The organism is Adhaeribacter radiodurans (assembly GCF_014075995.1).
Lineage (GTDB): Bacteria > Bacteroidota > Bacteroidia > Cytophagales > Hymenobacteraceae > Adhaeribacter > Adhaeribacter radiodurans.
The window spans coordinates 2,633,083-2,654,293 of sequence record NZ_CP055153.1; the positions used below are offsets into that span (position 1 = coordinate 2,633,083).

Genomic DNA, 21,211 nt, shown 5'->3' on the forward strand with positions numbered 1-21,211 from the left:
AAACAGCCGGACTATATTTAAGAGTACGAATTGCAATCTAATAAATTACCATCTAACCATTCAATCTTCTTTCGTTACAACTTGTAACTTGCAACTTATAACCTGTAACCCACATAAATGACGATAAAGGACAATATTCAAAGCTTTCAGCAAAAGTTAGCTGGCACTAACTGTAAATTAGTAGCTGTATCTAAAACCCAGCCTATTGAAGCCCTGCAAGAAGCGTATGAGGCAGGACAACGTATTTTTGGGGAGAACAAAGCCCAAGAAATGGCAGAAAAGTTTTCGGATTTACCTTCTAACATAGAGTGGCACATGCTTGGGCATTTACAAACAAATAAAATAAAATACATCGCGCCCTTTGTGCATACTATTCAGTCGGTAGACAGCTTGCGCTTACTTGAAGAAATAGATAAACACGCCGCTAAAACTAACCGCACCATAAACTGCCTTTTACAAATATACATTGCTAAGGAAGAATCTAAATTCGGGCTTTCGCCGGCGGAGGCCAAAGAACTACTTCAATCCGAAAATTACCAAAATCTAAAAAATTGTGTCATTACCGGAGTTATGGGAATTGCCACTAATACAGATTCTGAAAACCAAATCCGGCAGGAATTCAGAACATTGAAAGAGATATTTGAGGATTTAAAAAATACTTTTTTTTCTCAGGATGTTCGATTTAAGGAGATATCGATGGGAATGAGTGCGGATTTTGAAATTGCCATAGAAGAAGGCAGTACCATGATCCGGGTAGGATCATCTATCTTTGGCGCTCGTAATTACGCTAAATAACTTATGAATCAAAAACAAAGTTTAGTAACGGCTGCCATATTAGGTGCCATTACTGTTATGATAGGAGCGTTCGGGGCGCATGCACTTCGACCTTCCCTTGAAGCTGCAGGTCGCCTGGATACGTTTGAAACTGCTGTTAAATACCAGATGTATCATACTTTAGCCATTTTACTAATTGGCCTTTTACAGTTTCATGTACCACTTAAGCAACTCCGGGTAATTAATTTACTTTTTCTTTTAGGTATACTTGTATTTTCGGGCTCGCTGTATGTTTTATGCTTAACTGGTATTACAGTATTAGGAGCAATTACTCCATTTGGCGGGGTTTTATTTATTGCCGGCTGGTTGTATTTAGCAATGGCTGTTGCTAAAATTCCTGCTGAAAACAGGTAAAGGGATTAACTATAAAATAAACAAAAGCCCCGGCAAATATTTTTACCGGGGCTTTTTTTATAAAAGATTTACTAAAACCTGATTAGAAGTATCTAATCAATTCATTGCATTTATTAGTTCTTTTTTGCGTCGGCTGGTTTTGCAGAGGCTTCTGTAGGTACTATAACGTTAGAAATAATAGCTACTTGGGCATCACCGGCAGTGGCATTAGACTTAACAGTAATAATTTTATTCTGCATGCCAGATTTGTAAGCAGAATTAAATTTAGCTTTTACGTAACCAGATTTACCAGGAGCAACTGGTTCTTTGGTGTAATCAGTAGCAGTACAACCACAAGTAACCCCTACATCTGAAATTAAAAGTGGCTGATTACCGGTGTTTTTGAAGTTGAAAGTGTATTCAACTACATCACCTTGTTTAATATTTCCGAAATCGTGCTTGCTTTCTACGAAAGTAATGGCAGGTCCATTGGTTACTACTTTGCTGGCAGCCGCCGGAGCAGTAGTTTGTGCATTAGCAACTGAAACGCCTAAAGTTAAGCTCAGAGCCAAATAAACTAATTTTTTCATCTCGAATGAATTGATTGAGTAAGTTGAATATAAAACAAAAATATAAATTTATAGTTTCAAACCTAGTAAAATTATGTTCTTAATCGCCAAATAGTTGCTGATTAAAATTTACTAAATATAATTCGGAGGCAGCTCGTGTTACCGCCGTGTATAGCCAACGAGCAAAATCAATGCCGGTAATCTCTTCTTTTAAATAGCCATGGTCTACAAATACGGCATCCCATTGGCCGCCTTGGGCTTTGTGGCAAGTTAAAGCATATGCAAATTTAACTTGCAAGGCGTTTAAATACGGGTTCTTTTTTAATTGCTGGCTGCGTTCGCGTTTGGTGCTTAAATCCGAGTAATCTTTTAATACTTCCTGGTACAATTGTTTATTTTTATCTGCCGGTAAAGCCGGTGCTTCGGTGTACAAAGTATCCAGCATAATTTTTACTTCCAGTTCTTCTTCGTTCGGGTAATCGACAAAGCGAATGCGGATATCGGCAAACCGGAAGCCGTACATTTCTTCGTAGCGAATAATTTTAGTAACTTCTACAAAGTCACCGTTCGCCATAAAGCCAATTTCTGAATTTTTATCTAACCAATAATAATTATTGCGCACGATCATCAGGTAATCACTTACGCCAATTTCATCTTCCGAAAAAAATATTTGCCGCCGGATATGTTGGTTGTACAAGTTCGCATTTTTATTAGAGCGGCAAATAACGGTTGTATTTTCTACTCCGAACTTATCGTAGGCATAACGCAATCCATCCTCTAGTTTTTCGCCGGTCATCCGGTACATATCTTTATAAGGCCGGGTATGCATTTTAAGCTGGGGTTCCGGTTGCCGGAGTTGTTCCCGTAAGCTGGTAGCATTCATTAAAATACCCGATTGCTGCGCTTGCCGCATTACCTGCCGCAATTCAATCTCGTATACTTCGCAACGGAAATTAGATTTTAGATAAGCTGCATCTAACGAAGGACTAATGGTTTGACTAACCGGGGGAAGCTGAGCCGTATCGCCAATTAGCAATAATTTATTGTTTTGGCCCTCAAAAACATAACCCATTAAATCTTGCAGCAAGCCATTGTCGCCGAATGCTTTCTCGTCCGAAATCATAGAAGCTTCGTCCACGATGAAAACTGTGTTATTTAATCTGTTAGGCTGACGGGTAAAGGCTAAACCTTCAGAAAACGGATTATTTTTTTGGCGGTAAATTTTTTTATGAATAGTAGAAGCCGGTTTTTTAGAATACGACGACATTACTTTGGCGGCCCGGCCGGTTGGCGCCAACAATACATACTTATACCCAAAAGAATTTAAGATTTTTACTAAAGAAGTAAGTACCGTAGTTTTACCCGTACCAGCAAACCCTTTCAGCATAAATACTTCTTTGCCATTGGTGCGGCTTAAAATAAACGCATCTAACTTTTTGAATAGGCTCGCCTGATCGGCGGTCGGTTCGAACGGAAAATTTTTGAGTAAGGCTTCTTCCGGACGCATGTCGGTTGAAATGAATTAGAAAATAGAAATTATGAATTAGAAATGAGAAGGAGGAAATCTAATAAGATGAGTATTAATTAGTAATTCTCAACTTCTCTGTTCTATAAATTTAGCTGTTTTCGGACATACAAGAATGAATTCATAATTTCTAATTTTTAACTTCTAAATCCTCCGGAGCAATAGTGGCCATAATAGCAGTGGCTTTGGCAATTAAAATTGCAGGCTTGTCTGATCTCTGGCAATAAACTTCAGCTTCACAAAAATTAAGTTTACGACCTTGTTTTAACACCCAACCACGCGCAAAAAGTTTCTCGCCTAATCCGGGGTTTAAATAAGAAACTTTTAAATCGGCTGTTACCACATGATGGTTGGCTGGTACTAAGCTTACAGCAGCTAATCCAGCCGTAATATCGGCCAGGGTAGCGGTTACTCCACCGTGAACAAAACCTTTGTGTTGCTGATGATGGGTCGTTAATAGTAATTCTCCTTCCACTACGCCTTCGGCAATTTTAGTAATTTTAAAACCCACCAAGGCCATAAAATGTTGGTTTTGTAACCGCTCCCGGATGGTGTTTTCAAAATCTGGATTCAAGGTTTTTATCATGCTATAAAAGTACGTTGCAGGAATGGATTGTACTACAAATTACGTTTATCCGTCTGCTTTTACTTTTTAATCCGGATAGTTTTATTTAGGTTATGTTCTAATTTTATTTGTATTTATAACTTAAAATTACTTTAGCCAGTATGGCAGCTACTGTTTCGGAACCGCATTATGCCGGTAAACTGCGGGTACGTGTTTGCGGTATTTGCCTGCAGCAAGATAAAATTTTACTTATCCGGCATAAACCTTTTGCGCCAAATACAGCGGGCTTGTGGTCGCCGCCGGGAGGTGGTTTACAGTACGGCGAGTCGATGCAAAGTGGTTTAATTCGGGAGTTTAAAGAAGAAACCGGTCTGGACATACAAGTAAGCAGCTTCTTGTTTATTAACGAGTTTATTTCTTTACCCTTGCACGCTTTAGAGGTATTTTTTAAGGTAGAAGTTATGGGAGGAAATTTAATAACCGGGCATGATCCGGAACTTACCCCGGATAACCAATTAATAGCTGAAGTAGCTTTTAAAACCTTGTCGGAAATCAGGCAAATTCCTAACGATCAATTACATAAAATTTTACACCAGGTAAAGCAATTAGATGATTTGCTGCATATAACTAATTACCCCAATGTTTTATAGCGGATAGAAAATTTAAGTAACCAACCTAAATGCTTATTTTTACCTTTGCAGACTTTTAATTATAAAACTTTCCGCCCTTTTGACTACTACAAGCTATAATTACCAGCTCCAAACGCAAATAATCGACGAGTCCTTTGCTGTTATTAATGCGGATTTGTACAATTTATACATTGCTGCCAGCAAAAATTCTTTTCGCTTCGGCATCGAAGATACTATCCGGCATAAATTTGTTGCTCTTGAAGATTACGCACTTACCAACGTATTTACTCCCCTTCAATTAGTACAACAGTTACGTACCCTTATTACAGAACATGCTTTTTATAGTACGGTAAAATGGCACCAGATTCGGATAGGGATAAAAAATCAAAAATTTACTTTCTTGCCTGGTACGCTTTTCGATGCAAAAGCCGCGACTACTTATTTAAAATTACACGCCGAACTAGACGAAATCAATGACCGGGTATTGAGCTATCACCATCCAGGTACGGATATGGTCAATATTTTTGCTACGGAACATTTTTTGGGTTCTTTGCTTTACGAATTGTTCTCGCCGCAAAAAACGCAAATTTGCCATCAAACGAGTGCCCTTATTGAAACCTTACTCCATATAACGGAACGAACCGCGCAATCAAAAATTTACGCCTACGTAGAACAGAATTACCTTACTTTGATTTTGCTGAAAGATGGTAATCTGGAATTTTGTAATGTGTTTTACTATTTGAGTCCGGAAGATTTTATCTATTTTGTAGTTTTTGTAATGCAAGAGCACAAACTTAACCCCGACCAGGACCCTCTGCAGGTTTGGGGAGATATTCTGCACGACTCGGATTTATTTGATATTTTACGGAAGTACGTACGCCACGTACAGCTCGGAAAAAGGCCAACCGGATTATCATACAGTTACAAATTCGAGGAAAAGTTTGAACACCGTTACTTTGAATTATTTGCTTTACACTTTTGTGAGTAACAGTAAATCTTGTCTCGTTGAATTGCTAATTGTTGAACTCTCAGATATTATTTAACTAAATTGTTCATTACGATAGCAAAATTTCTGCAAAACGTCATACTTATAATTCTTAACTCCTGCACATGAAACGAATTGCCATATTCCCGGGGTCATTCGATCCTTTTACCAACGGCCACTTAGATGTAGCCCAACGAGGAGCGGTCTTGTTCGACGAGTTAATTATTGCTATTGGCAACAACAGCACCAAGCAACGTTATATGCCGGTAGAAAAAATGATTGAGATAATCAGCGAATTATTTCGTGAGGATGCACGCATTCGGGTACAATCGTACAAAGGTTTAACCGCCGATTTTGCCCGGCAAACAGGCGCCCGGTTTTTACTTCGGGGCCTTCGCAATACTACAGATTTTGAGTACGAGAACACCATTGCGCAAGCCAACCGCCACGTAAATACTGGTTTAGAAACAGTATTTTTGATTACATCGCCGCATCTGGCCGCCATTAGCTCTTCTATTATCCGGGAAATTCACTCGTATGGCGGCAACGTAGATGCTTTTATACCATTCCGGATTTAGCCGCGCGTAAGTAATAATGAATAACAAAAGCAATAGAAGCGTATGCCTCCGGTAAAACAGATTCTACCTCATCGGGCGTCATAAACCTTACTTCTTCGATAAATTCTTCGGCTTGCGGTTTCATCATAGAATCATCCAGGCAATGCATCACATACCAACTGGTTTTCTTTAAAATCTTATTGCCTTTATAAGCATAAGAATGCCAGGTTTTAGGTAACTTCTCTACGGCTTCCACCTGAATGTTACACTCCTCCTCTACTTCCCGGATGGCTCCTTCTCGTTCATCTTCGGTTTTTTTCAGTTTACCTTTCGGTAAATCCCACATTCCTAACCGGTGAATCATAAGAATTTTACCATCTTTTACTACCAATCCGCCAGCCGCTTTCACAATTTTAAATTGATCTTTCAGGTGGCGGATGAGCCGATTCTTTTTATCGGTAATTAAGGTAAGTGAATTAAGCTTTTTTAATTTTTTCACCTCCATCAGGCGTACCATTCGGTCGATAGTTGCATCACCCACGTTTCGGATCAGGACATCTCCTACTAAATCTTTCGAAGTAAAAGAAGAACTTTCGTCCAAAATCAAATCGTAATGGTGTTTAAATACCTTCTCACTGGTTCTTTTGATTATCAAAGGAATATCATTTATGAAAACGTTCATCGAGAAAGTTTTAGCTGAAGGTAGACATTGTTTTTACAAATCAATAAAGAATAATTCGGAAACAAAAACAAGAGCGCGTAAAAAATCTGAAAAATTATTACGTACTTTCGTTCATGCAAAAGTCTGAAACTGCCCTTAAAGTAGCTTCGTTCCTGCTCGAAACCGAAGCTGTAAAACTTCGCCCCGATAATCCATTTACCTGGAGTTCGGGCTGGAACTCACCCATTTATTGTGATAATCGCGTAACTCTTTCTTACCCTGTTATTCGTACGTATATTAAGAAACGTTTAGCCGAGTTAATTACCGAGCAATTTCCTCAAGTAGAAGTTATTGCCGGAGTAGCTACTGCCGGTATTGCCCAGGGAGCTTTAGTAGCCGATGTTCTGGACTTACCCTATATATACGTGCGTCCGGAACCAAAAGGCCATGGTATGGGTAACCAAATAGAAGGAAAATTGCGGGAAGGCCAACAGGTAGTGTTAGTAGAAGATTTAATTTCGACGGGTGGAAGCTCCTTAAAAGCTGCTAAAGCAGTGCAGGCGGCAGGTGCGGAAGTAGTGGGCATGGTGGCCATTTTTACCTATGGCTTTGAAGTGGCAACTAAGAATTTCACGGAAGCTGATATTCCCTTCTATACGCTTAGCAATTACCAGAATTTATTAGGCATTGCCCTGGAACAAGGTTACATAAACGCCACCGCCCTACAAACCCTCTCTGACTGGCGAAAAAATCCTGCCACTTGGGGAAAAGAAGTTACAGGTTGATTAGTTGGAAATTTAGAAAGTTGAAAGGTTGAAACTTAGAATGTAAAATATTCTTCGATGAAATTCAAATGTTAGTATTGCCTATTTACTTTCCAAGTAAACCAATCTAAATAATAAATATTTAAAATAACCTTTCAACTTTCTAACCTTCAACTTTCCAACTTAAATGAAAATCGGCCTGATTTCGGATACGCACGGCTACCTGGATGAGCAGATATTGCGGCATTTAGGTTATTGTGATGAGATTTGGCATGCCGGTGATTTTGGTACGTTGGCAGTTTCGGAAACATTGGCGGCCCTAAAGCCTCTCCGGGGCGTTTACGGCAATATCGATGATTCTACTATCCGACGCATACACCCTAAAACTTTACGGTTTACCTGTTCTAACCTAGATGTATTAATGACGCATATTGGTGGCTATCCGGGTAAATATAATCCAGAAATAAGAGCAGAGATTCAAGCGAACCCACCCCAACTATTTATTTGCGGGCATTCGCATATTCTTAAAATTATGCCCGATAAAGCCAACCACTTATTACACATAAATCCGGGGGCAGCCGGTAAACATGGTTTTCATAAGGTGCGAACTCTGGTTACTTTTATGGTTAGCGAAGGAAAAATGAGCGATTTAAAAGTAATAGAACTAGGAAAACGCGCTTAAAACAAAAAAGTGTACCTGCCGGAGCAAATACACTTATCAAAATCTTTTAGAATTAAACCTAAGCAGACGGCAGTTAACTTATCAAGGATGAAAGTTAACGAAAGAAAAACTACTCGGCAGAAGCTTCAGTAGTAGTTGCTGCAACCGGTGCAGGCGCTGCAGCAGGCGCAGAAGCTGAAAATTGAGCTTTTAACGCATCTACATCTACATTTTTAATAACCGGAGTCGCTAATAATTGCTTTATAATCCGCTGCTTGTTATTAGCTCTTGCTTTATTTTTACGATCTTTTCTTTTAAGTCTGGTAACTGCCATCTTTCTAATTTTAAATTGAACCGCAAAAGTAAGATATAAATTTTACATTTTCAAAAAATTCTACTCCGCTTGTAATCTCCTCATATCGATATAAGTCGTTTTTTAAGTTTAAAGAGCTTTCTACCTGCATCTTATTCGATTTATACCTGGCCAGTTAAGTTGCAAAAAGAACAGTATGCCTATAATTTTGCAAATTGCTTTACTTTTAAAATAATACTCTAAAATTTAATCATGCTTATATCTGATCTGCGCAGCGACACCGTTACCCGGCCCACGCCTGAAATGCTTGAAGTGATGTTTAGTGCTCCCGTGGGCGACGATGTTTTTGGCGAAGACCCTACTGTGAATGCGCTCGAAGAGAAAGCGGCTAATTTATTTAATTTAGAAGCCGGACTTTTTTGCCCTTCCGGTACCATGACCAACCAAATTGCCATTAAAGCCCATACCGAACCCCTTTCGGAAGTTATCTGCGATTATACCTCGCATATTTACCAGTACGAAGGCGGGGGAATTGCGGCTAATTCCGGCGCTTCGGTTTACTTATTACACGGAGAACGCGGTAAAATAACGCCGGCTATGGTACGTAGCGGCATCCGCCCGAACAATATTCATTATCCTTTATCTAAATTAGTAACCTTAGAAAACACCTCCAACAAAGGTGGAGGCTCTTTTTATACTTTACCCGAAATAGCAGCTATTGCAGAAGTTTGCCGCGAAAATAATTTAGCATTTCATTTAGACGGAGCCCGTGTTTTTAATGCTTTAGTGGCTGCCAACGAACAGCCGCAGCCGTATGGTCAGTTTTTCGACAGCATTTCGGTGTGTTTATCTAAAGGGCTCGGCACTCCGGTTGGTTCGGTATTATTAGGCAATAAAGCATTTATTCAGAAAGCGCGCCGTATTCGTAAGGTTTTTGGGGGTGGTATGCGTCAGGCGGGTTATTTAGCTGCTGCCGGTATTTATGCATTAGACAATCACGTAAACCGTTTAGTCGAAGATCATAATAAAGCTAAAATATTGGCCGAAACCTTGCAAAACTGTTCTTATGTTCAGAATATTCAACCGGTAGATACCAACATTATTATTTTTAAATTAACGGATCAGATTACCGAAAACCAATTTTTGCAGAAGCTAGCTGCTCAAAATGTACTGGCCTTGGATTTTGGCCCGCAGAGTATTCGCCTGGTAACGCATTTAGATTTTACCGATGCCATGCTCGAACACACAGTACAAGTGCTCCGGCATTTAGATTTCAATAATTAATATGCATTCGTTCCGCCATTTTTCCGAAGCAGGGTTACAAATCCGGTTGGCTGAACCGGCAGATGCATCCATTCTGGCGGAACTGGGACGGAGAACTTTCCTGGAAACGTTTTACGAAGTAGTGCCTCAACATGCTATGCTCCCGTATTTAGCTGCCTCGTTTCAGAAAGAAAAAATAACTGCCGAAATAGAAGAAAAAAAAGCGACCTACTTTTTAGCAAATTTAAAAGTAACTCCGATTGGTTATGCTAAAATAAGGGACGATCGCCAGCCGGAAGTTCTTAAAGATAATATGGCAGTTGAACTGGAGCGGATTTATGTATTGCAAAATTATATCGGGAAAGGTATGGGGCGGCAGCTTTACCAGTTTGTTGAAAATTTTAGTAAAAACAATGATTATGCGGCCCTATGGTTATCTGTTTGGCAAAATAATACTGTAGCCCTTTTCTTTTACGAGAAGTTGGGTTTTAAGCCAAAGCAAGATTATACTTTTTATGTCTCGGGTATTCCTTACCAGAATTTAATTTTGAGTAAAGATTTAACCCCAACCGTTAAATTCTACAAAAATGAATCAAAATTCTGATTGGCAGCTTGTTTTGTTACAAGATCTTGTTTTGGCAACTATTATTGAAGGATGGCCCATTATCGAGTCTTCGGCCCGAACCGATATTTACCTCAGTTTGCTTAGTTCTATTATTAGTCAGCAATTATCTACCAGAGTAGCCAGCGTTATTAAAAGCCGGTTTTTAAATCTTTTTCCGGAACAATATCCTCACCCGGAGCTGCTGCAAACTTTACCCGATGAAACCCTGCGTGGGGTGGGTTTATCTTACCAAAAGTTAAATTACATTCGCAACGTGGCAGCTTTTAAGGAAACCGGACAACTGGAACATGCTTTTGTAAATGCTTTGGAAGATGAGGCTTTAATTACGCACCTCACCCAAATTAAAGGCGTTGGCCGCTGGACGGTGGAGATGATTTTAATGTTCGCTTTAGACCGCCCGGATGTTTTTCCGGTTCTGGACTTAGGTATTCAAAACGCCATGAAAAAAGCTTATGGCTTAGAAACTTCGGGCAAAATCTTATTTGCGCAAATGCGGGAAATAGCCGAAAACTGGCGCCCTTACCGTACCATCGCCTGTAAATACCTTTGGAAGTCGCTGGATAGTTAAATTGCTGGTTGCTTGTTGAAAAGTTAGAAAGTTTGAAGGTTTAAAAGTTGATTAGTAAGATTATAGTAATTGGTCTTCTTCTTATTAAAGCAGAATATTGTAAGTACTACTAGTTTAATTAACCTATAGGCGAACGTTAATGGTTAGTCGCTAATTTTAGATTTAGTAAATTTTAAAATCAACAATCCAATAATATAAATAACAACGAACAACGAACAACAAACAACTACTTTACCTTTGCCCGTTTAATCAAATAAGATTGTAAAACTTTATCGAAAGGTTCGGAAATATCTACCGGAATAAAATCAATTTTATATTGGCCACATTTTAAAGCTAAATCTTGTTTAAATTGGCTGATGGCTGCCTGGTATTGCGCTTTTACCTGCGAAGGTTGTAACTTAATTTCTTCACCGGTTTCTACGTCTACAAAAATGTACGGCCGTTCGGCAAAATCAAATTGTTCTTCGGTGCGCTTATCCATTACATGAAATAACAATACTTCGTGGTTCTGGTGCTTTAAGTGCTGCAATGCCGCAAAAATTGTGGAAGTGTCGTCGTTGCGGCCCAGCATATCGCTAAAAATTATTACCAGAGAGCGTTTAGGAATTTGCTGCGCAATTTGATGAATGACGGTTGCCGTTTCGGTGGTTTTAGTAGACGTGGGTTGTTGTAACACTTGCTGTAAATTAAGCAACAACGTATGCAAGTGCGTGCTCGTAGATTTTACCGGCGTTTGCAAATTAATTTTATCTGAAAAAGTTACTAAACCAACCGCATCGCGCTGTTTTTGGAGCATAACAGCAATGGCAGCCGCACTTAAAGCGCTAAAAGCTATTTTACCGTAAGTTTCTACCGGGTAATACATAGACGGGGAAACATCCACCAATATATGACAACGTAAATTAGTTTCTTCTTCGTAGCGCTTCACGAACACTTTATCGGTACGGGCAAATACTTTCCAATCTATATGGCGGGTACTTTCGCCGCTGTTATACAACCGGTGTTCCGAAAATTCTACCGAAAAGCCATGGTAAGGCGATTGATGCAAACCGGTAATAAATCCGGCCACTAATTGCTTAGCCAGAAATTCTAAATTTTCAAATCGGCGAATAGCGGCTAAATCAATGGAGAGAGTATTTTTCATCTAAAGCTGGTAAATCCTAAATAGCAGAAAGAAAGATAAATAATCAACGATTTCCCTTATTAAAGAGATACCGATTTCTAACGAAAAGTAAGTAAAATAATTACTCTACTACGTTAAGCAAAAAATATATTTACAAAAACAATCTAAAATTAACTATGAAAATTTTTATAAATCATAACAATATATTACTTTAGCCTTATATCTAAACCAGAAAATAGAGAAAAGTGGAAGAGAACAACGAAAAAGCTGAAATTTATTCGCAACGAATAAGAGCAGGGAAAAGGACGTACTTCTTTGATGTGAAATCTACTCGTTCAAACGATTATTATCTTACCATCACAGAAAGTAAACGCAAATTTAAAGACGATACTTATTCGTACGAGAAGCACAAGATCTTCCTGTACAAAGAAGATTTCGCTAAATTTGTCGAAGCCTTGCAAAGTACCATCGACCACGTAAAAACAGAACTCCTCACCGAGGATATCCTGGCAGAACTGGAAAAGCAAGCCACGGAACCAGCCACTCTCGACGACGAGCTAAAGTGGGAATAGGTAATTTTTAGGCTATTTACAGGATATCATCTTGGATGAGGCTCATGCTTTGCGTGGGCTTTTTTATTTTAAATCGTGCTTAATTCTATCATTTTAGTAAATTTTTGCGAAGAACAATATCGTATTTTTTAGTTTACTCTCCATTAAAATCGTTCTTCTGCATCTAATCTAAATTCTTTCAATTTTAAAGTAAATGGTTACCCTAATAACTAACCTGAAGATTGTTCTTGCGGTATTATTAATATTAAATATAGGGTTGGTTGTTTTATTTAAAAATCCGCTTCGGATGGTTAAAGGCCCGTTTATTTTATTTTGTTTCCTGGCAGTTGTTTGTTTAGGCTACCGGTTTCTGGTTTATCCCCGAATTGAAAAAGAAATACAAACCGAAAAACAAGCCGAAATAAAAAAAAGAGGTTGGAAATATATAGATGATCCAGAGCTAGATGCAGATTTTATTACCCGGCATTTGGCAAATAGTACCACCAGTTCTGCACTTTTCCGGATAACTGGTTTTCAAACCATTTTTGCTTTTATAGCCGCAGCTATCGGTTTCTTTACTACCTCTGATAAAAAAGTATATGGCCTTTATGCTTTAGGGTTCCTGGCGCTGGCCTTCTTGTTTTTAACTTAACTTTGGTAAAGCTTTTACTAAATTTATCTACTCCTCCATCTTCAAATTCTAATTCTTTCTAGGTTTCAAAGCTTGATTTTGCGATAAGTAAGGGTGCTAACAAAATTGTAGCTATATTTGCGCCCAAATCTAAATTTAAGTTGAACGAAGTATACAGTACCGTATGAAGCGGATCATAATAGCCGATCTGGTTTTATAACTTACCTGTTTTTCGGAAAACTTATCACTTTAAAACTAGCATATATACTATTTTCATGGGATTACGATGCGGAATTGTAGGCTTGCCGAACGTCGGGAAATCAACTTTGTTTAATGCCATTTCCAGTGCGAAAGCGGAATCGGCGAACTATCCTTTTTGTACTATTGAGCCTAACGTGGGCGTGGTAACTGTTCCGGACGAACGGTTGCAGATGTTGGAAGAATTGGTGCATCCGGAGCGGGTGCTGCCTACTATTATAGAATTCGTGGATATCGCCGGCTTAGTAAAAGGAGCCAGTAAAGGCGAAGGTTTAGGAAATAAATTCTTAGCGAATATCCGGGAAGTAGATGCCATTATTCACGTAGTGCGGTGCTTCGACGACCCTAATATAGTGCACGTAGCCGGCGGGGTAGATCCGGTTTTCGACAAAGACGTTATTGATACGGAGCTGCAATTAAAAGACTTGGAATCAATTGATAAAAAAATTGCCAAAGTAGAGCGTACTGCTAAAGCCGGCGATACTAAAGCAAAAAAAGAACTGGCCTCTTTACAGGCTTTTAAAGCGCACCTGGAAAGTGGTAAAAATGCACGCTCTTTACCTTTCACCGACGAAGACCTAGAAGCAGTAGCCGATTTACAACTATTAACTTTAAAGCCGGTTATTTACGTAGCCAACGTTGACGAAGCTTCCATTACTTTGGGTAACCAATATATTGAGGCTTTAAAACAACACGTAAAAGACGAAAACGCGGAAGTTGTAGTTATTTCAGCCGCTATTGAAGCACAAATTGCTGAATTAACCGATCCGGATGAAAAAGAAATGTTTTTGTCCGAATACGGTTTAAAAGAATCTGGTTTAAATCAATTAATTCGGGCTTCTTACCACCTCTTAAATTTAATTACTTATTTTACAGCCGGGCCAAAAGAAGTTCGTGCCTGGACCATTCAGAAAGGTTGGAAAGCCCCGCAGGCGGCCGGTGTAATTCACTCGGATTTTGAAAAAGGCTTTATCCGGGCCGAAGTCATTAAACTGCCAGATTATCAGGAATATAAATTTGAAACAAAAATAAAAGAAGCCGGTAAAATGGCCGTAGAAGGAAAAGAATACGTGGTTCAAGACGGCGACATAATGCACTTCCGGTTTAATGTGTAAAAACTATATTTAAAAAAATATAAAATGTTTTCATAAGAAAAGCCGCCTTAATCTAGAGTTAAGGCGGCTTTTTGCATATATATATATTTACAGTTTATTTTAATTCCTAAATATTTGTTTCAAGATTATTATTATAAACAAGCATGTAAGTAACAAGTACCAAAATAGTAACCATAGCGGGCAACAAACCAACAGGGTATCTTAAAATATAAAATGCAGCACCAAGGCCTTAAAAGAAAAATTCAAATAGATAAACAAGATCAGCCCCATTATCAAGGCACTTGAGCCAATTAATGAACTTGATAGGTGAAAGTAAAGGTGGCGGTTAAATAGTACAGGTAAGGCTAAAAAACTTAATGAAAGCAAGATTATTTGATGTATAAACTTAAAGCTAGGAGTTATTTGGAATTTGATTAAAGATACCCTTTGCTTTTAAATTATTTTGAGTATTAATTTTCAACCCTTACTACTCTTTTCCAATTACCTTGATTAGGGAATACAGAAATACCAAAGGGCACCATATATTTTGAAGGATAAAGAATATTATTTTTTGAACCATCACTTATGCAATTGGAGGACCAAATTGGAATAGTTTTAGAACTCGTAGTATAAGCATTAATAAAAACTTGACTTACAAAAGTGGTTTCTGAATTTGAATAAGCTCTTTGTTGTGGGATAAATTTGCTTGACTCATGATCCCAAACCATATCAGTGGTTGACCCGATTCTAGTTCTTTGGTCTGATTTCATGTTAAATTTAACTTCAAAAATATAATCAGCATTTTGAATAGCAGTTTCTTTCCAACCTTTTTTTAATAATTCAATTTTAATAAATTCTAATAGATTCTTTTCTACCAGTTTTTCACTTTGAAGAGAATCAGGCTTAACTGCAAATGTTGCTGATTCTATGGTTCCAATATCAATTGTTGGATCTTTAATACTGGATACTTGATATTCTACAGAGGGTGATAAAAACTGAGCCGATAACAACAAAGGCGATAAACAGGATTGAACCAAAAAAGAAATAATTAAGGTTAAAAGGTTTCTCATACCATAATTTAATGAATTTAATTAAATATATTAAAATTAAAATGAACTATAAATAAGTAATACAAATATTTATCATCCTTTTAAAGCAAATTTTATTTAAATTAAATTTAGAAGTAATAATTTCTTTCTAAGATCTTCTTGCTTATAAAAAATTGGTATCCTTTGTAATTTAGGTTTAACAATGATAAATACATTAAAATGGAAAGACATTCAACGGAGGTTTTTTGTATAAAGGATTGTAAATAGGTGCCAATATCTTATCTAAAGAAATATAATTACTTAAAATAAGGCAACACAAAAAACGGAGCGCTTAATTTTCCTAAAATGGTAATTCAACAGGAAGTATTAGTTTTGTTGTTTGTATAGATTCGGGAAAATAAATTATCTGCATACTTTTAGTAAAAATTAAAGGGCCAGCGCAATTTTTACGCTAGCCCTTTATTTTTTTACTAAATGCTCCTAATTTGTGGTTATTAATAGTTTGGCATAATAGCTTTTTCCATGTTCATTCATTCGTAAGAAATAAATGCCGGAATTTAGTGGCCGCTCCGATAAATTAAATTGCAAGATGGAAGTAAGATTTTCAATGATTAATTTATCTTTTAATATAGCTATTCCAGAGGCATTAACAATAACGAAAGGCACCTCTCCTATTACGTTCTCCGGAAGCTTAACCTTAAATTGTTGATCCGTTATTGGATTTGGATAAGCAACCAAAGATTGAGTTAAAACAACCGTTTCTTTACTAATATCTTCTTCCATTCTGGAGGTAGATGATTTACCCGTTCCGTTAAAAGTTATGGATGTGCTGCCTAATTGTCCGGAATGCTTCACCACTAAACTTCCCGATTGGGTTCCGGTTGTTTTAGGACTAAATCTTAAACTAATATTAACACTCTTGCCCGGGGCAAGTATAAAAGGCACGGTATAAGGCGAACTAAAGGCAAAAGCACTTGCTCCCGATTTAGTGAAAGAAGAAATAACAATAGCTTGGTTACCTGTAGTATTAGAAAGAGTTAGGGTTTTACTACTCGATGAATTTATAGCTATTGTTCCAAAGCTTAAACTGGTTGGAGCGGTTAACTTACTTTGGGTTATTGCCAAACCGGTTGGAGAAGTACGGGAATCAAAATAAAATGCTTCTTGGGTATTTAATTCTGGAGTTCCACCCCGGTTTCCGCAACCAGCGGCTATATAAATGTTATTATTATTTACAATGGCCTGGGTTCCATGCCGGCCTTGTTTTAAGTCTTTTAACCGCCGCCAGGTCTGGGTTCGTACATTTAAAGCTTCGGTGTGTTTATGGGCCGTTGATTGCGAGCCACTTTCGCCGCCTATTATAATTACCTCTTCGCCTAAAACGGCGGTGGCAGTTCCGGCCCGTTGCGTAGGTATATTTTTGCTACTGGCTAAGGTTGTCCATTTATTGGTAGCAAATTCATAAACATCCACTTGCGGAACAGTTAAGTTAAATGTTTGGTTAGTACTCGCCGATGACCGCCTTCCTGCTGCTACATACAATTTGCCATTAATTACCGCAGCCTGAAAATGATCACGAGCGCGTGGTGCATTTGCTAAAATACGCCATTTATTAGTAGCCGGGTCATATTCATCTAACCAATTTACGTGACCTGCCCAATGACCATCTTTAATACCTGCCACTACATAAATTTTTTTATTATAAACAACCACTCCCGAAGATCCCCGCCGCCGGGAAGATGGGATGGAAGCCCCGGTAATCCATTTGTTCGTGGCCGGATTGTAAATGTAAATGTTAGCAACAGGTTTTTCGTGCGGATAAGATCCTGTAAAAGCCCCTACTACGTAAATTAAACCGTCTATGGTTATTGCCTGAAAATGATGCAATTCAATGGGAGTATTAACCTTATTGGTCCAGGTTCTGTTTTTGGGATCAAAAACCTGAACGGGTTTTATTTTTCTACCGCCTAGTAAATAAAATTTATTACCGGTTTGTACAAAACTTGCTTCGTGCCGTGCCGTAGGTGAGCCAGAAGTTGACGTAACCGATACCCAAGTACCGGTAGTGGAATGTGCCGCGTTACTTATAATAAGTGATTTAGTATTTTTAAAAGCAAAACAAATAAAGATTAGCGCTAAAAAGAAAACACTACCAAACGTAATTTTCTTTAAAGAAGAAGCTTTGTTTTTTTTCATAACTATTTAAATCAACAATTCGCAAAAGTGAGTCCTTGTTTAAAATAAATTTGAAACTAAATTATACCAGAACGTGCCTATTTATTAGCAAAAGAATTAACTCTACTTATAAAGTAATTAAGTAAATGAACCAACTAAGTACCTGGGCAGAAGTAAATATTCATTTTCTCGCGCAGCTTTAATATAAAAACCACTACCCATTACCCCTCTTAAACTTAGTAGAGGAGATTTTCCCCTAACTTATCCTCTATCATTTAATTTGTCTCTACACTTATAATTTTCTGGCTAATTTGATTTATCATTATAAATTAACAGTTTTTTATAATAAATCCTAATATAAATATAATTTTAGTTAGGTATTCAATCCTTGCTACTACAGTATTTAATTTTAAAGAGTATTTTAGTAGCATTTAATAATTAATTATTCTTGCATGAATCAGCAAATCGGGCAAATTGCCTTGGTAGTAAAAGATTATGATGAAGCAATAGAATTCTACACCCAAAAACTAAATTTTGAGGTAGTAGAAGATACAGTATTAACTGAAACAAAACGCTGGGTGGTTATTGCTCCCAAAGGCTCTGATGGATGCCGTTTGTTATTAGCGAAAGCTGCTACGGATGAACAAATAAGCCGGATTGGAAATCAGACAGGCGGCCGCGTATTTTTGTTTTTGTACACCGATGATTTTAGGAAGGATTTTGAAAATATGCAGCGAGTAGGCATAATTTTCGTGCGGGGTCCCGTTCAGGAGCCTTTTGGAACAGTGGCTGTATTTCAGGACTTATATGGCAACCTTTGGGATTTTATTCAACGCAATAAGCCATAAATTTATGCTGGTCTGAATGGATTAGACCCAATAATTACTAATTAACCTGGTAAATCAGTTGAACTAAAGGCAGCAGGCTCCTTAAAATCTTATTTTAAATAGTAAGTTGTAGTTGTTATAGCAGACTTTGGTGTTGTTCTTTGGAGCCTTTTCGAGTCTCCAATTTATTGGTGCTAAATTAATTTGATTGGGCTGAGTTTACCTTGTGGCTGGCTGGTCTCGTTCGGCTCTCTCAAGCGGTTTAGCGAACCTTAGTTCACTGCGTTGCTCCATGCTGCTCCGTACACCAGAACGCTAAAAGGCCCTCCATAGCCAAACTGGTATTAGTGCTTGTAGCTACTGTTTTTCTTCCACATCTTGTATAGTTAACTTTGTTAATATAAGAAGAAGAAAACGGTTTTTAAGGGCGGCTACTAAAAACAATAATTAACGGAATGAAACTTCCTATTCTGCTTTTCCTCTCCGCAAATCCTGATAAATTAGGCTTAATACAGTCTAATACAACCTAAAAAGTAAAACAGTAGTTACAAGCTACTAATACCAGTTTGGCTGTGGAGCACCTGCTAGGCTTCCGGTGCCGCAGGCATTCCGCAGACGAAGTCGAGGAAAGGAAGGCTAGCGAGTGCGAAAGAGCCAAACGAGGCCCGCCGACCATGAGGCAAACTGGTTACTTCTCAATTCGCATCAGCACCGCTGCCTGGAGACTTGAAAAGGCTCCAAAGAAAACTCTAACTAGCAAGCAAAATCCATAATAGCTTTTTGATACGATTTGGTATTATTTCCCCAGCTTAAAATTTAATTCTAATTACAAGATTACAAATATTCTATAAAAAGAAAAACCAGCCCAAAGGAGCTGGTTTTTCTTTTGTAAAAACTTCAAAAATTATTTCTGGGCACTAAGCTGTTCAGCCATTTTAACGGCCTCGTAAGCATTTACAATCCCACCGGTAATAGACAAAGAGCCAAAAGGAACCAGACCCGTTTCTACTTTTTTATCTAAACCAGGTTTTACTACTTCCAGATTAGAGTATTTAAGCGATGATTTCAAAATTATATCCCGCACTTGTACTGCGGTTAGTTCCGGGAAGTATGAAAACAATAAGGCAGCCACCCCGGCCGTAACTGGCGAAGCCATGCTGGTACCACTATGCTCTTGGTAAATTTGATTAGGCCCTAAGGAATAAATATCTACGCCGGGGGCAAATACATCTACCGATTGTTTGCCGTAGTTCGAGAAATTAGCGACAAATTTTTCATTGTTTTCCCAAGCTGTAGCTCCTATTTCCAACCAGTTTTGTAACGTTTGTCCATTTTTCAGGGTACGGGATGGGTAGTTAGTGGCCTGGTCCAGATTTTCGCCGTCATTACCCGCACCATGCACCAATAATACACCTTTGCTTTCGGCGTACTTCATGGCCGCATCTACGGCTTCTTTATTAGAGGTGTAAGATTTACCAAAACTCATGTTAATTACCTGAGCCCCGTTATTTACTGCGTAATAAATAGCATTAGCCACATCTTTGTCCCGCTCATCTCCATTAGGAACAGCCCGCACCACCATAATTTTAACATTATCGGCTACCCCTTTAACTCCTAAGTTGTTGCGTCGGTTAGCGGCTACAATACCGGCCACGTGGGTTCCATGGTCGGCATCCGGACCAATTACATCGTTGTTGCCATAAAATTTATCATTGATATCTTCGTAATTGTCTCCTACAATGGACCGAGGATCAAAATCAGGATTTAAACCAAATTTTAATACATAATCAAAGTGCTCGGCTGCATTTTTAATTTCTGCCACTAAGTTGTTTTCGTAAGCGTACTGTAACAAAGCTTTCGATTTCATTACCCGCATATCCGTGGAGTTAATTGCTTCAACCTGGCTGGGTGTAAAATCGGTTACGCCTAAGTGCTTCTGCACAATAGATTCAGCTTGTTTAAACGTATCATAGAACTTTTGAAAATCGGCGGCCTGCGCTTGCGCTTCTTTTACCTCTTTTTCGTAGTCGGCTTTTATTTTTTGGTACTGGGCGTATTCTTCTTTTTGTTTGCGCTTAATCTTTTTCTTATTTTCAAACTCTTTGCGCAAACGGGCATACTGCCGGGTAACTTCGTAGGTATCGTCTTTTACGTTCTGGCCATTTTTGTTACCTAAAAAACTCCAGCCATTTACATCATCTACGTAGCCATTTTTATCATCATCCACTCCATTACCAGCCACTTCTTTAGGGTTTACCCAAATAATGCCTTGTAAATCTTCGTGTTTAACATCTACGCCTGAATCTATAATGGCAACAACCACTGTGCGGGAAGTACGGTTTTGCAAGTGTTGGTAGGCTTTTTCGGTACTTACCCCTAAAACTTTATCATTCGCAAAATCCAGATTAAACCAATTATTCGGAGCTTTTAAAGCTACTGAATCAGCAACAAAAGATTTTTGGTATTTTTTGCGAAGTTCGCGGTGGCCAGTATCGGCTTGGGCAATTTGGGAAAAGGTTGTAACGGCTATAAAACCGGTTAAAGCAAAATGTTTTAAAGTCATTTAATTGTAAACTTAAGATGGAGAAAAAATAGAAAACATGCCTTTTATGGTTATCTCCTATTAAACTGAAAAAATACTTTTTTAATAT

General features: G+C 38.2%; 24 protein-coding genes. 14 read left to right on the plus strand and 10 right to left on the minus strand.

All coding sequences use genetic code 11. From position 1 onward, the window contains the following. The first annotated feature begins 117 nt into the window (after positions 1–117). Complete coding sequence (locus HUW48_RS10875) at positions 118–795, plus strand: YggS family pyridoxal phosphate-dependent enzyme (protein ID WP_182415690.1); 678 nt, start codon at positions 118–120, stop codon at positions 793–795. 3 nt (positions 796–798) lie between these two features. Continuing rightward, on the plus strand, positions 799–1,188 hold the full coding sequence (locus HUW48_RS10880; protein WP_182415691.1) for a DUF423 domain-containing protein: 390 nt from the start codon (positions 799–801) through the stop codon (positions 1,186–1,188). A 113-nt stretch (positions 1,189–1,301) separates the two neighbouring features. On the opposite strand, the gene HUW48_RS10885 is transcribed toward HUW48_RS10880, so the two are convergent. From HUW48_RS10885 to HUW48_RS10895, 3 genes are all read right to left on the minus strand, one after another. Then, positions 1,302–1,757 (minus strand): DUF1573 domain-containing protein, encoded by a 456-nt coding sequence (locus HUW48_RS10885; protein ID WP_182415692.1) that lies wholly within the window; start codon positions 1,755–1,757, stop codon positions 1,302–1,304. A 79-nt stretch (positions 1,758–1,836) separates the two neighbouring features. Further along, positions 1,837–3,243, minus strand: coding sequence for an ATP-dependent DNA helicase (locus HUW48_RS10890; RefSeq protein ID WP_182415693.1), 1,407 nt, complete (start codon positions 3,241–3,243; stop codon positions 1,837–1,839). A 148-nt stretch (positions 3,244–3,391) separates the two neighbouring features. After that, positions 3,392–3,847, minus strand: coding sequence for a PaaI family thioesterase (locus tag HUW48_RS10895; RefSeq protein ID WP_182415694.1), 456 nt, complete (start codon positions 3,845–3,847; stop codon positions 3,392–3,394). Between the two features lie 140 nt (positions 3,848–3,987). Here HUW48_RS10895 and HUW48_RS10900 point away from each other — a divergent pair, with 140 nt between their 5' ends. The 3 genes from HUW48_RS10900 (at position 3,988) to coaD (ending at position 6,018) form a co-directional block, all read left to right on the plus strand. Further along, positions 3,988–4,476, plus strand: a complete 489-nt coding sequence (locus tag HUW48_RS10900; protein WP_182415695.1) for an NUDIX domain-containing protein — start codon at positions 3,988–3,990, stop codon at positions 4,474–4,476. Positions 4,477–4,555: 79 nt separating this feature from the next. Further along, entirely contained in the window at positions 4,556–5,443 is an 888-nt protein-coding gene (locus tag HUW48_RS10905; RefSeq protein WP_182415696.1) for a DUF3822 family protein, read from the plus strand. Between the two features lie 122 nt (positions 5,444–5,565). Then, positions 5,566–6,018: a pantetheine-phosphate adenylyltransferase gene (gene coaD, locus HUW48_RS10910; RefSeq protein ID WP_182415697.1), complete on the plus strand. Its 453-nt coding sequence runs from the start codon at positions 5,566–5,568 to the stop codon at positions 6,016–6,018. On the opposite strand, the gene HUW48_RS10915 is transcribed toward coaD, so the two are convergent. After that, a complete protein-coding gene (locus tag HUW48_RS10915; RefSeq protein WP_182415698.1) occupies positions 5,999–6,679 on the minus strand; it encodes an NUDIX hydrolase in 681 nt (226 codons plus the stop codon). The genes coaD and HUW48_RS10915 overlap by 20 nt on opposite strands. Before the next feature lie 113 nt (positions 6,680–6,792). On the opposite strand from HUW48_RS10915, the gene pyrE reads away from it, so the two are divergent. Beyond that, positions 6,793–7,443 (plus strand): orotate phosphoribosyltransferase, encoded by a 651-nt coding sequence (gene pyrE, locus HUW48_RS10920; RefSeq protein WP_182415699.1) that lies wholly within the window; start codon positions 6,793–6,795, stop codon positions 7,441–7,443. A 166-nt stretch (positions 7,444–7,609) separates the two neighbouring features. Beyond that, positions 7,610–8,104 carry a metallophosphoesterase family protein gene (locus tag HUW48_RS10925; protein ID WP_182415700.1) on the plus strand — a complete coding sequence of 165 codons (495 nt, stop codon included), beginning with the start codon at positions 7,610–7,612 and terminating at the stop codon, positions 8,102–8,104. A gap of 109 nt (positions 8,105–8,213) precedes the next feature. Here the strand turns inward: HUW48_RS10925 and HUW48_RS10930 are convergent, their stop codons facing one another. After that, on the minus strand, positions 8,214–8,417 hold the full coding sequence (locus HUW48_RS10930) for a hypothetical protein (RefSeq protein ID WP_182415701.1): 204 nt from the start codon (positions 8,415–8,417) through the stop codon (positions 8,214–8,216). A gap of 231 nt (positions 8,418–8,648) precedes the next feature. On the opposite strand from HUW48_RS10930, the gene HUW48_RS10935 reads away from it, so the two are divergent. Genes HUW48_RS10935 through HUW48_RS10945 form a run of 3 tightly spaced genes read left to right on the plus strand, consistent with a single transcriptional unit; the run spans position 8,649 to position 10,852 of the window. Then, entirely contained in the window at positions 8,649–9,680 is a 1,032-nt protein-coding gene (locus HUW48_RS10935) for a threonine aldolase family protein (RefSeq protein ID WP_182415702.1), read from the plus strand. A gap of 1 nt (position 9,681) precedes the next feature. Beyond that, positions 9,682–10,263 carry a GNAT family N-acetyltransferase gene (locus tag HUW48_RS10940; protein WP_182415703.1) on the plus strand — a complete coding sequence of 194 codons (582 nt, stop codon included), beginning with the start codon at positions 9,682–9,684 and terminating at the stop codon, positions 10,261–10,263. Continuing rightward, complete coding sequence (locus HUW48_RS10945; protein ID WP_182415704.1) at positions 10,247–10,852, plus strand: DNA-3-methyladenine glycosylase family protein; 606 nt, start codon at positions 10,247–10,249, stop codon at positions 10,850–10,852. The genes HUW48_RS10940 and HUW48_RS10945 overlap by 17 nt, the downstream gene beginning before the upstream one ends. Positions 10,853–11,078: 226 nt before the next feature. On the opposite strand, the gene HUW48_RS10950 is transcribed toward HUW48_RS10945, so the two are convergent. Next, the gene (locus HUW48_RS10950; RefSeq protein ID WP_182415705.1) at positions 11,079–11,996 is read right to left on the minus strand and encodes a DUF58 domain-containing protein; all 918 of its coding nucleotides are present in this window, start codon (positions 11,994–11,996) and stop codon (positions 11,079–11,081) included. 224 nt (positions 11,997–12,220) lie between these two features. Between HUW48_RS10950 and HUW48_RS10955 the strand changes: the two genes are divergently transcribed. From HUW48_RS10955 to ychF, 3 genes are all read left to right on the plus strand, one after another. Next, positions 12,221–12,547: a DUF3276 family protein gene (locus HUW48_RS10955; RefSeq protein WP_106926972.1), complete on the plus strand. Its 327-nt coding sequence runs from the start codon at positions 12,221–12,223 to the stop codon at positions 12,545–12,547. 193 nt (positions 12,548–12,740) lie between these two features. Continuing rightward, complete coding sequence (locus HUW48_RS10960; RefSeq protein WP_182415706.1) at positions 12,741–13,178, plus strand: hypothetical protein; 438 nt, start codon at positions 12,741–12,743, stop codon at positions 13,176–13,178. Positions 13,179–13,432: 254 nt separating this feature from the next. After that, the gene (gene ychF / locus HUW48_RS10965; RefSeq protein ID WP_182415707.1) at positions 13,433–14,530 is read left to right on the plus strand and encodes a redox-regulated ATPase YchF; all 1,098 of its coding nucleotides are present in this window, start codon (positions 13,433–13,435) and stop codon (positions 14,528–14,530) included. A 449-nt stretch (positions 14,531–14,979) separates the two neighbouring features. On the opposite strand, the gene HUW48_RS10970 is transcribed toward ychF, so the two are convergent. Next, positions 14,980–15,579: a DUF4136 domain-containing protein gene (locus tag HUW48_RS10970; protein ID WP_182415708.1), complete on the minus strand. Its 600-nt coding sequence runs from the start codon at positions 15,577–15,579 to the stop codon at positions 14,980–14,982. A 459-nt stretch (positions 15,580–16,038) separates the two neighbouring features. Next, positions 16,039–17,754 carry a Kelch repeat-containing protein gene (locus HUW48_RS10975; RefSeq protein WP_182415709.1) on the minus strand — a complete coding sequence of 572 codons (1,716 nt, stop codon included), beginning with the start codon at positions 17,752–17,754 and terminating at the stop codon, positions 16,039–16,041. Positions 17,755–18,185: 431 nt separating this feature from the next. Between HUW48_RS10975 and HUW48_RS10980 the strand changes: the two genes are divergently transcribed. After that, on the plus strand, positions 18,186–18,581 hold the full coding sequence (locus HUW48_RS10980; protein WP_182415710.1) for a VOC family protein: 396 nt from the start codon (positions 18,186–18,188) through the stop codon (positions 18,579–18,581). A 505-nt stretch (positions 18,582–19,086) separates the two neighbouring features. Here the strand turns inward: HUW48_RS10980 and HUW48_RS10985 are convergent. Beyond that, on the minus strand, positions 19,087–19,236 hold the full coding sequence (locus HUW48_RS10985; protein WP_182415711.1) for a hypothetical protein: 150 nt from the start codon (positions 19,234–19,236) through the stop codon (positions 19,087–19,089). Between the two features lie 228 nt (positions 19,237–19,464). Then, positions 19,465–21,123, minus strand: coding sequence for a S8 family peptidase (locus HUW48_RS10990; RefSeq protein ID WP_182415712.1), 1,659 nt, complete (start codon positions 21,121–21,123; stop codon positions 19,465–19,467). Between the last annotated feature and the right edge of the window lie 88 nt (positions 21,124–21,211).

Coding starts and splice junctions, on each gene's coding strand:
- HUW48_RS10875 (WP_182415690.1), top strand. CDS start 118: ATGACGATAAAGGACAATATTCAAAGCTTTCAGCAAAAGTTAGCTGGC.
- HUW48_RS10880 (WP_182415691.1), top strand. CDS start 799: ATGAATCAAAAACAAAGTTTAGTAACGGCTGCCATATTAGGTGCCATT.
- HUW48_RS10885 (WP_182415692.1), bottom strand. CDS start 1,757: ATGAAAAAATTAGTTTATTTGGCTCTGAGCTTAACTTTAGGCGTTTCA.
- HUW48_RS10890 (WP_182415693.1), bottom strand. CDS start 3,243: ATGCGTCCGGAAGAAGCCTTACTCAAAAATTTTCCGTTCGAACCGACC.
- HUW48_RS10895 (WP_182415694.1), bottom strand. CDS start 3,847: ATGATAAAAACCTTGAATCCAGATTTTGAAAACACCATCCGGGAGCGG.
- HUW48_RS10900 (WP_182415695.1), top strand. CDS start 3,988: ATGGCAGCTACTGTTTCGGAACCGCATTATGCCGGTAAACTGCGGGTA.
- coaD (WP_182415697.1), top strand. CDS start 5,566: ATGAAACGAATTGCCATATTCCCGGGGTCATTCGATCCTTTTACCAAC.
- HUW48_RS10915 (WP_182415698.1), bottom strand. CDS start 6,679: ATGAACGTTTTCATAAATGATATTCCTTTGATAATCAAAAGAACCAGT.
- pyrE (WP_182415699.1), top strand. CDS start 6,793: ATGCAAAAGTCTGAAACTGCCCTTAAAGTAGCTTCGTTCCTGCTCGAA.
- HUW48_RS10925 (WP_182415700.1), top strand. CDS start 7,610: ATGAAAATCGGCCTGATTTCGGATACGCACGGCTACCTGGATGAGCAG.
- HUW48_RS10930 (WP_182415701.1), bottom strand. CDS start 8,417: ATGGCAGTTACCAGACTTAAAAGAAAAGATCGTAAAAATAAAGCAAGA.
- HUW48_RS10935 (WP_182415702.1), top strand. CDS start 8,649: ATGCTTATATCTGATCTGCGCAGCGACACCGTTACCCGGCCCACGCCT.
- HUW48_RS10940 (WP_182415703.1), top strand. CDS start 9,682: ATGCATTCGTTCCGCCATTTTTCCGAAGCAGGGTTACAAATCCGGTTG.
- HUW48_RS10945 (WP_182415704.1), top strand. CDS start 10,247: ATGAATCAAAATTCTGATTGGCAGCTTGTTTTGTTACAAGATCTTGTT.
- HUW48_RS10950 (WP_182415705.1), bottom strand. CDS start 11,996: ATGAAAAATACTCTCTCCATTGATTTAGCCGCTATTCGCCGATTTGAA.
- HUW48_RS10960 (WP_182415706.1), top strand. CDS start 12,741: ATGGTTACCCTAATAACTAACCTGAAGATTGTTCTTGCGGTATTATTA.
- ychF (WP_182415707.1), top strand. CDS start 13,433: ATGGGATTACGATGCGGAATTGTAGGCTTGCCGAACGTCGGGAAATCA.
- HUW48_RS10970 (WP_182415708.1), bottom strand. CDS start 15,579: ATGAGAAACCTTTTAACCTTAATTATTTCTTTTTTGGTTCAATCCTGT.
- HUW48_RS10975 (WP_182415709.1), bottom strand. CDS start 17,754: ATGAAAAAAAACAAAGCTTCTTCTTTAAAGAAAATTACGTTTGGTAGT.
- HUW48_RS10980 (WP_182415710.1), top strand. CDS start 18,186: ATGAATCAGCAAATCGGGCAAATTGCCTTGGTAGTAAAAGATTATGAT.
- HUW48_RS10985 (WP_182415711.1), bottom strand. CDS start 19,236: ATGGTCGGCGGGCCTCGTTTGGCTCTTTCGCACTCGCTAGCCTTCCTT.
- HUW48_RS10990 (WP_182415712.1), bottom strand. CDS start 21,123: ATGACTTTAAAACATTTTGCTTTAACCGGTTTTATAGCCGTTACAACC.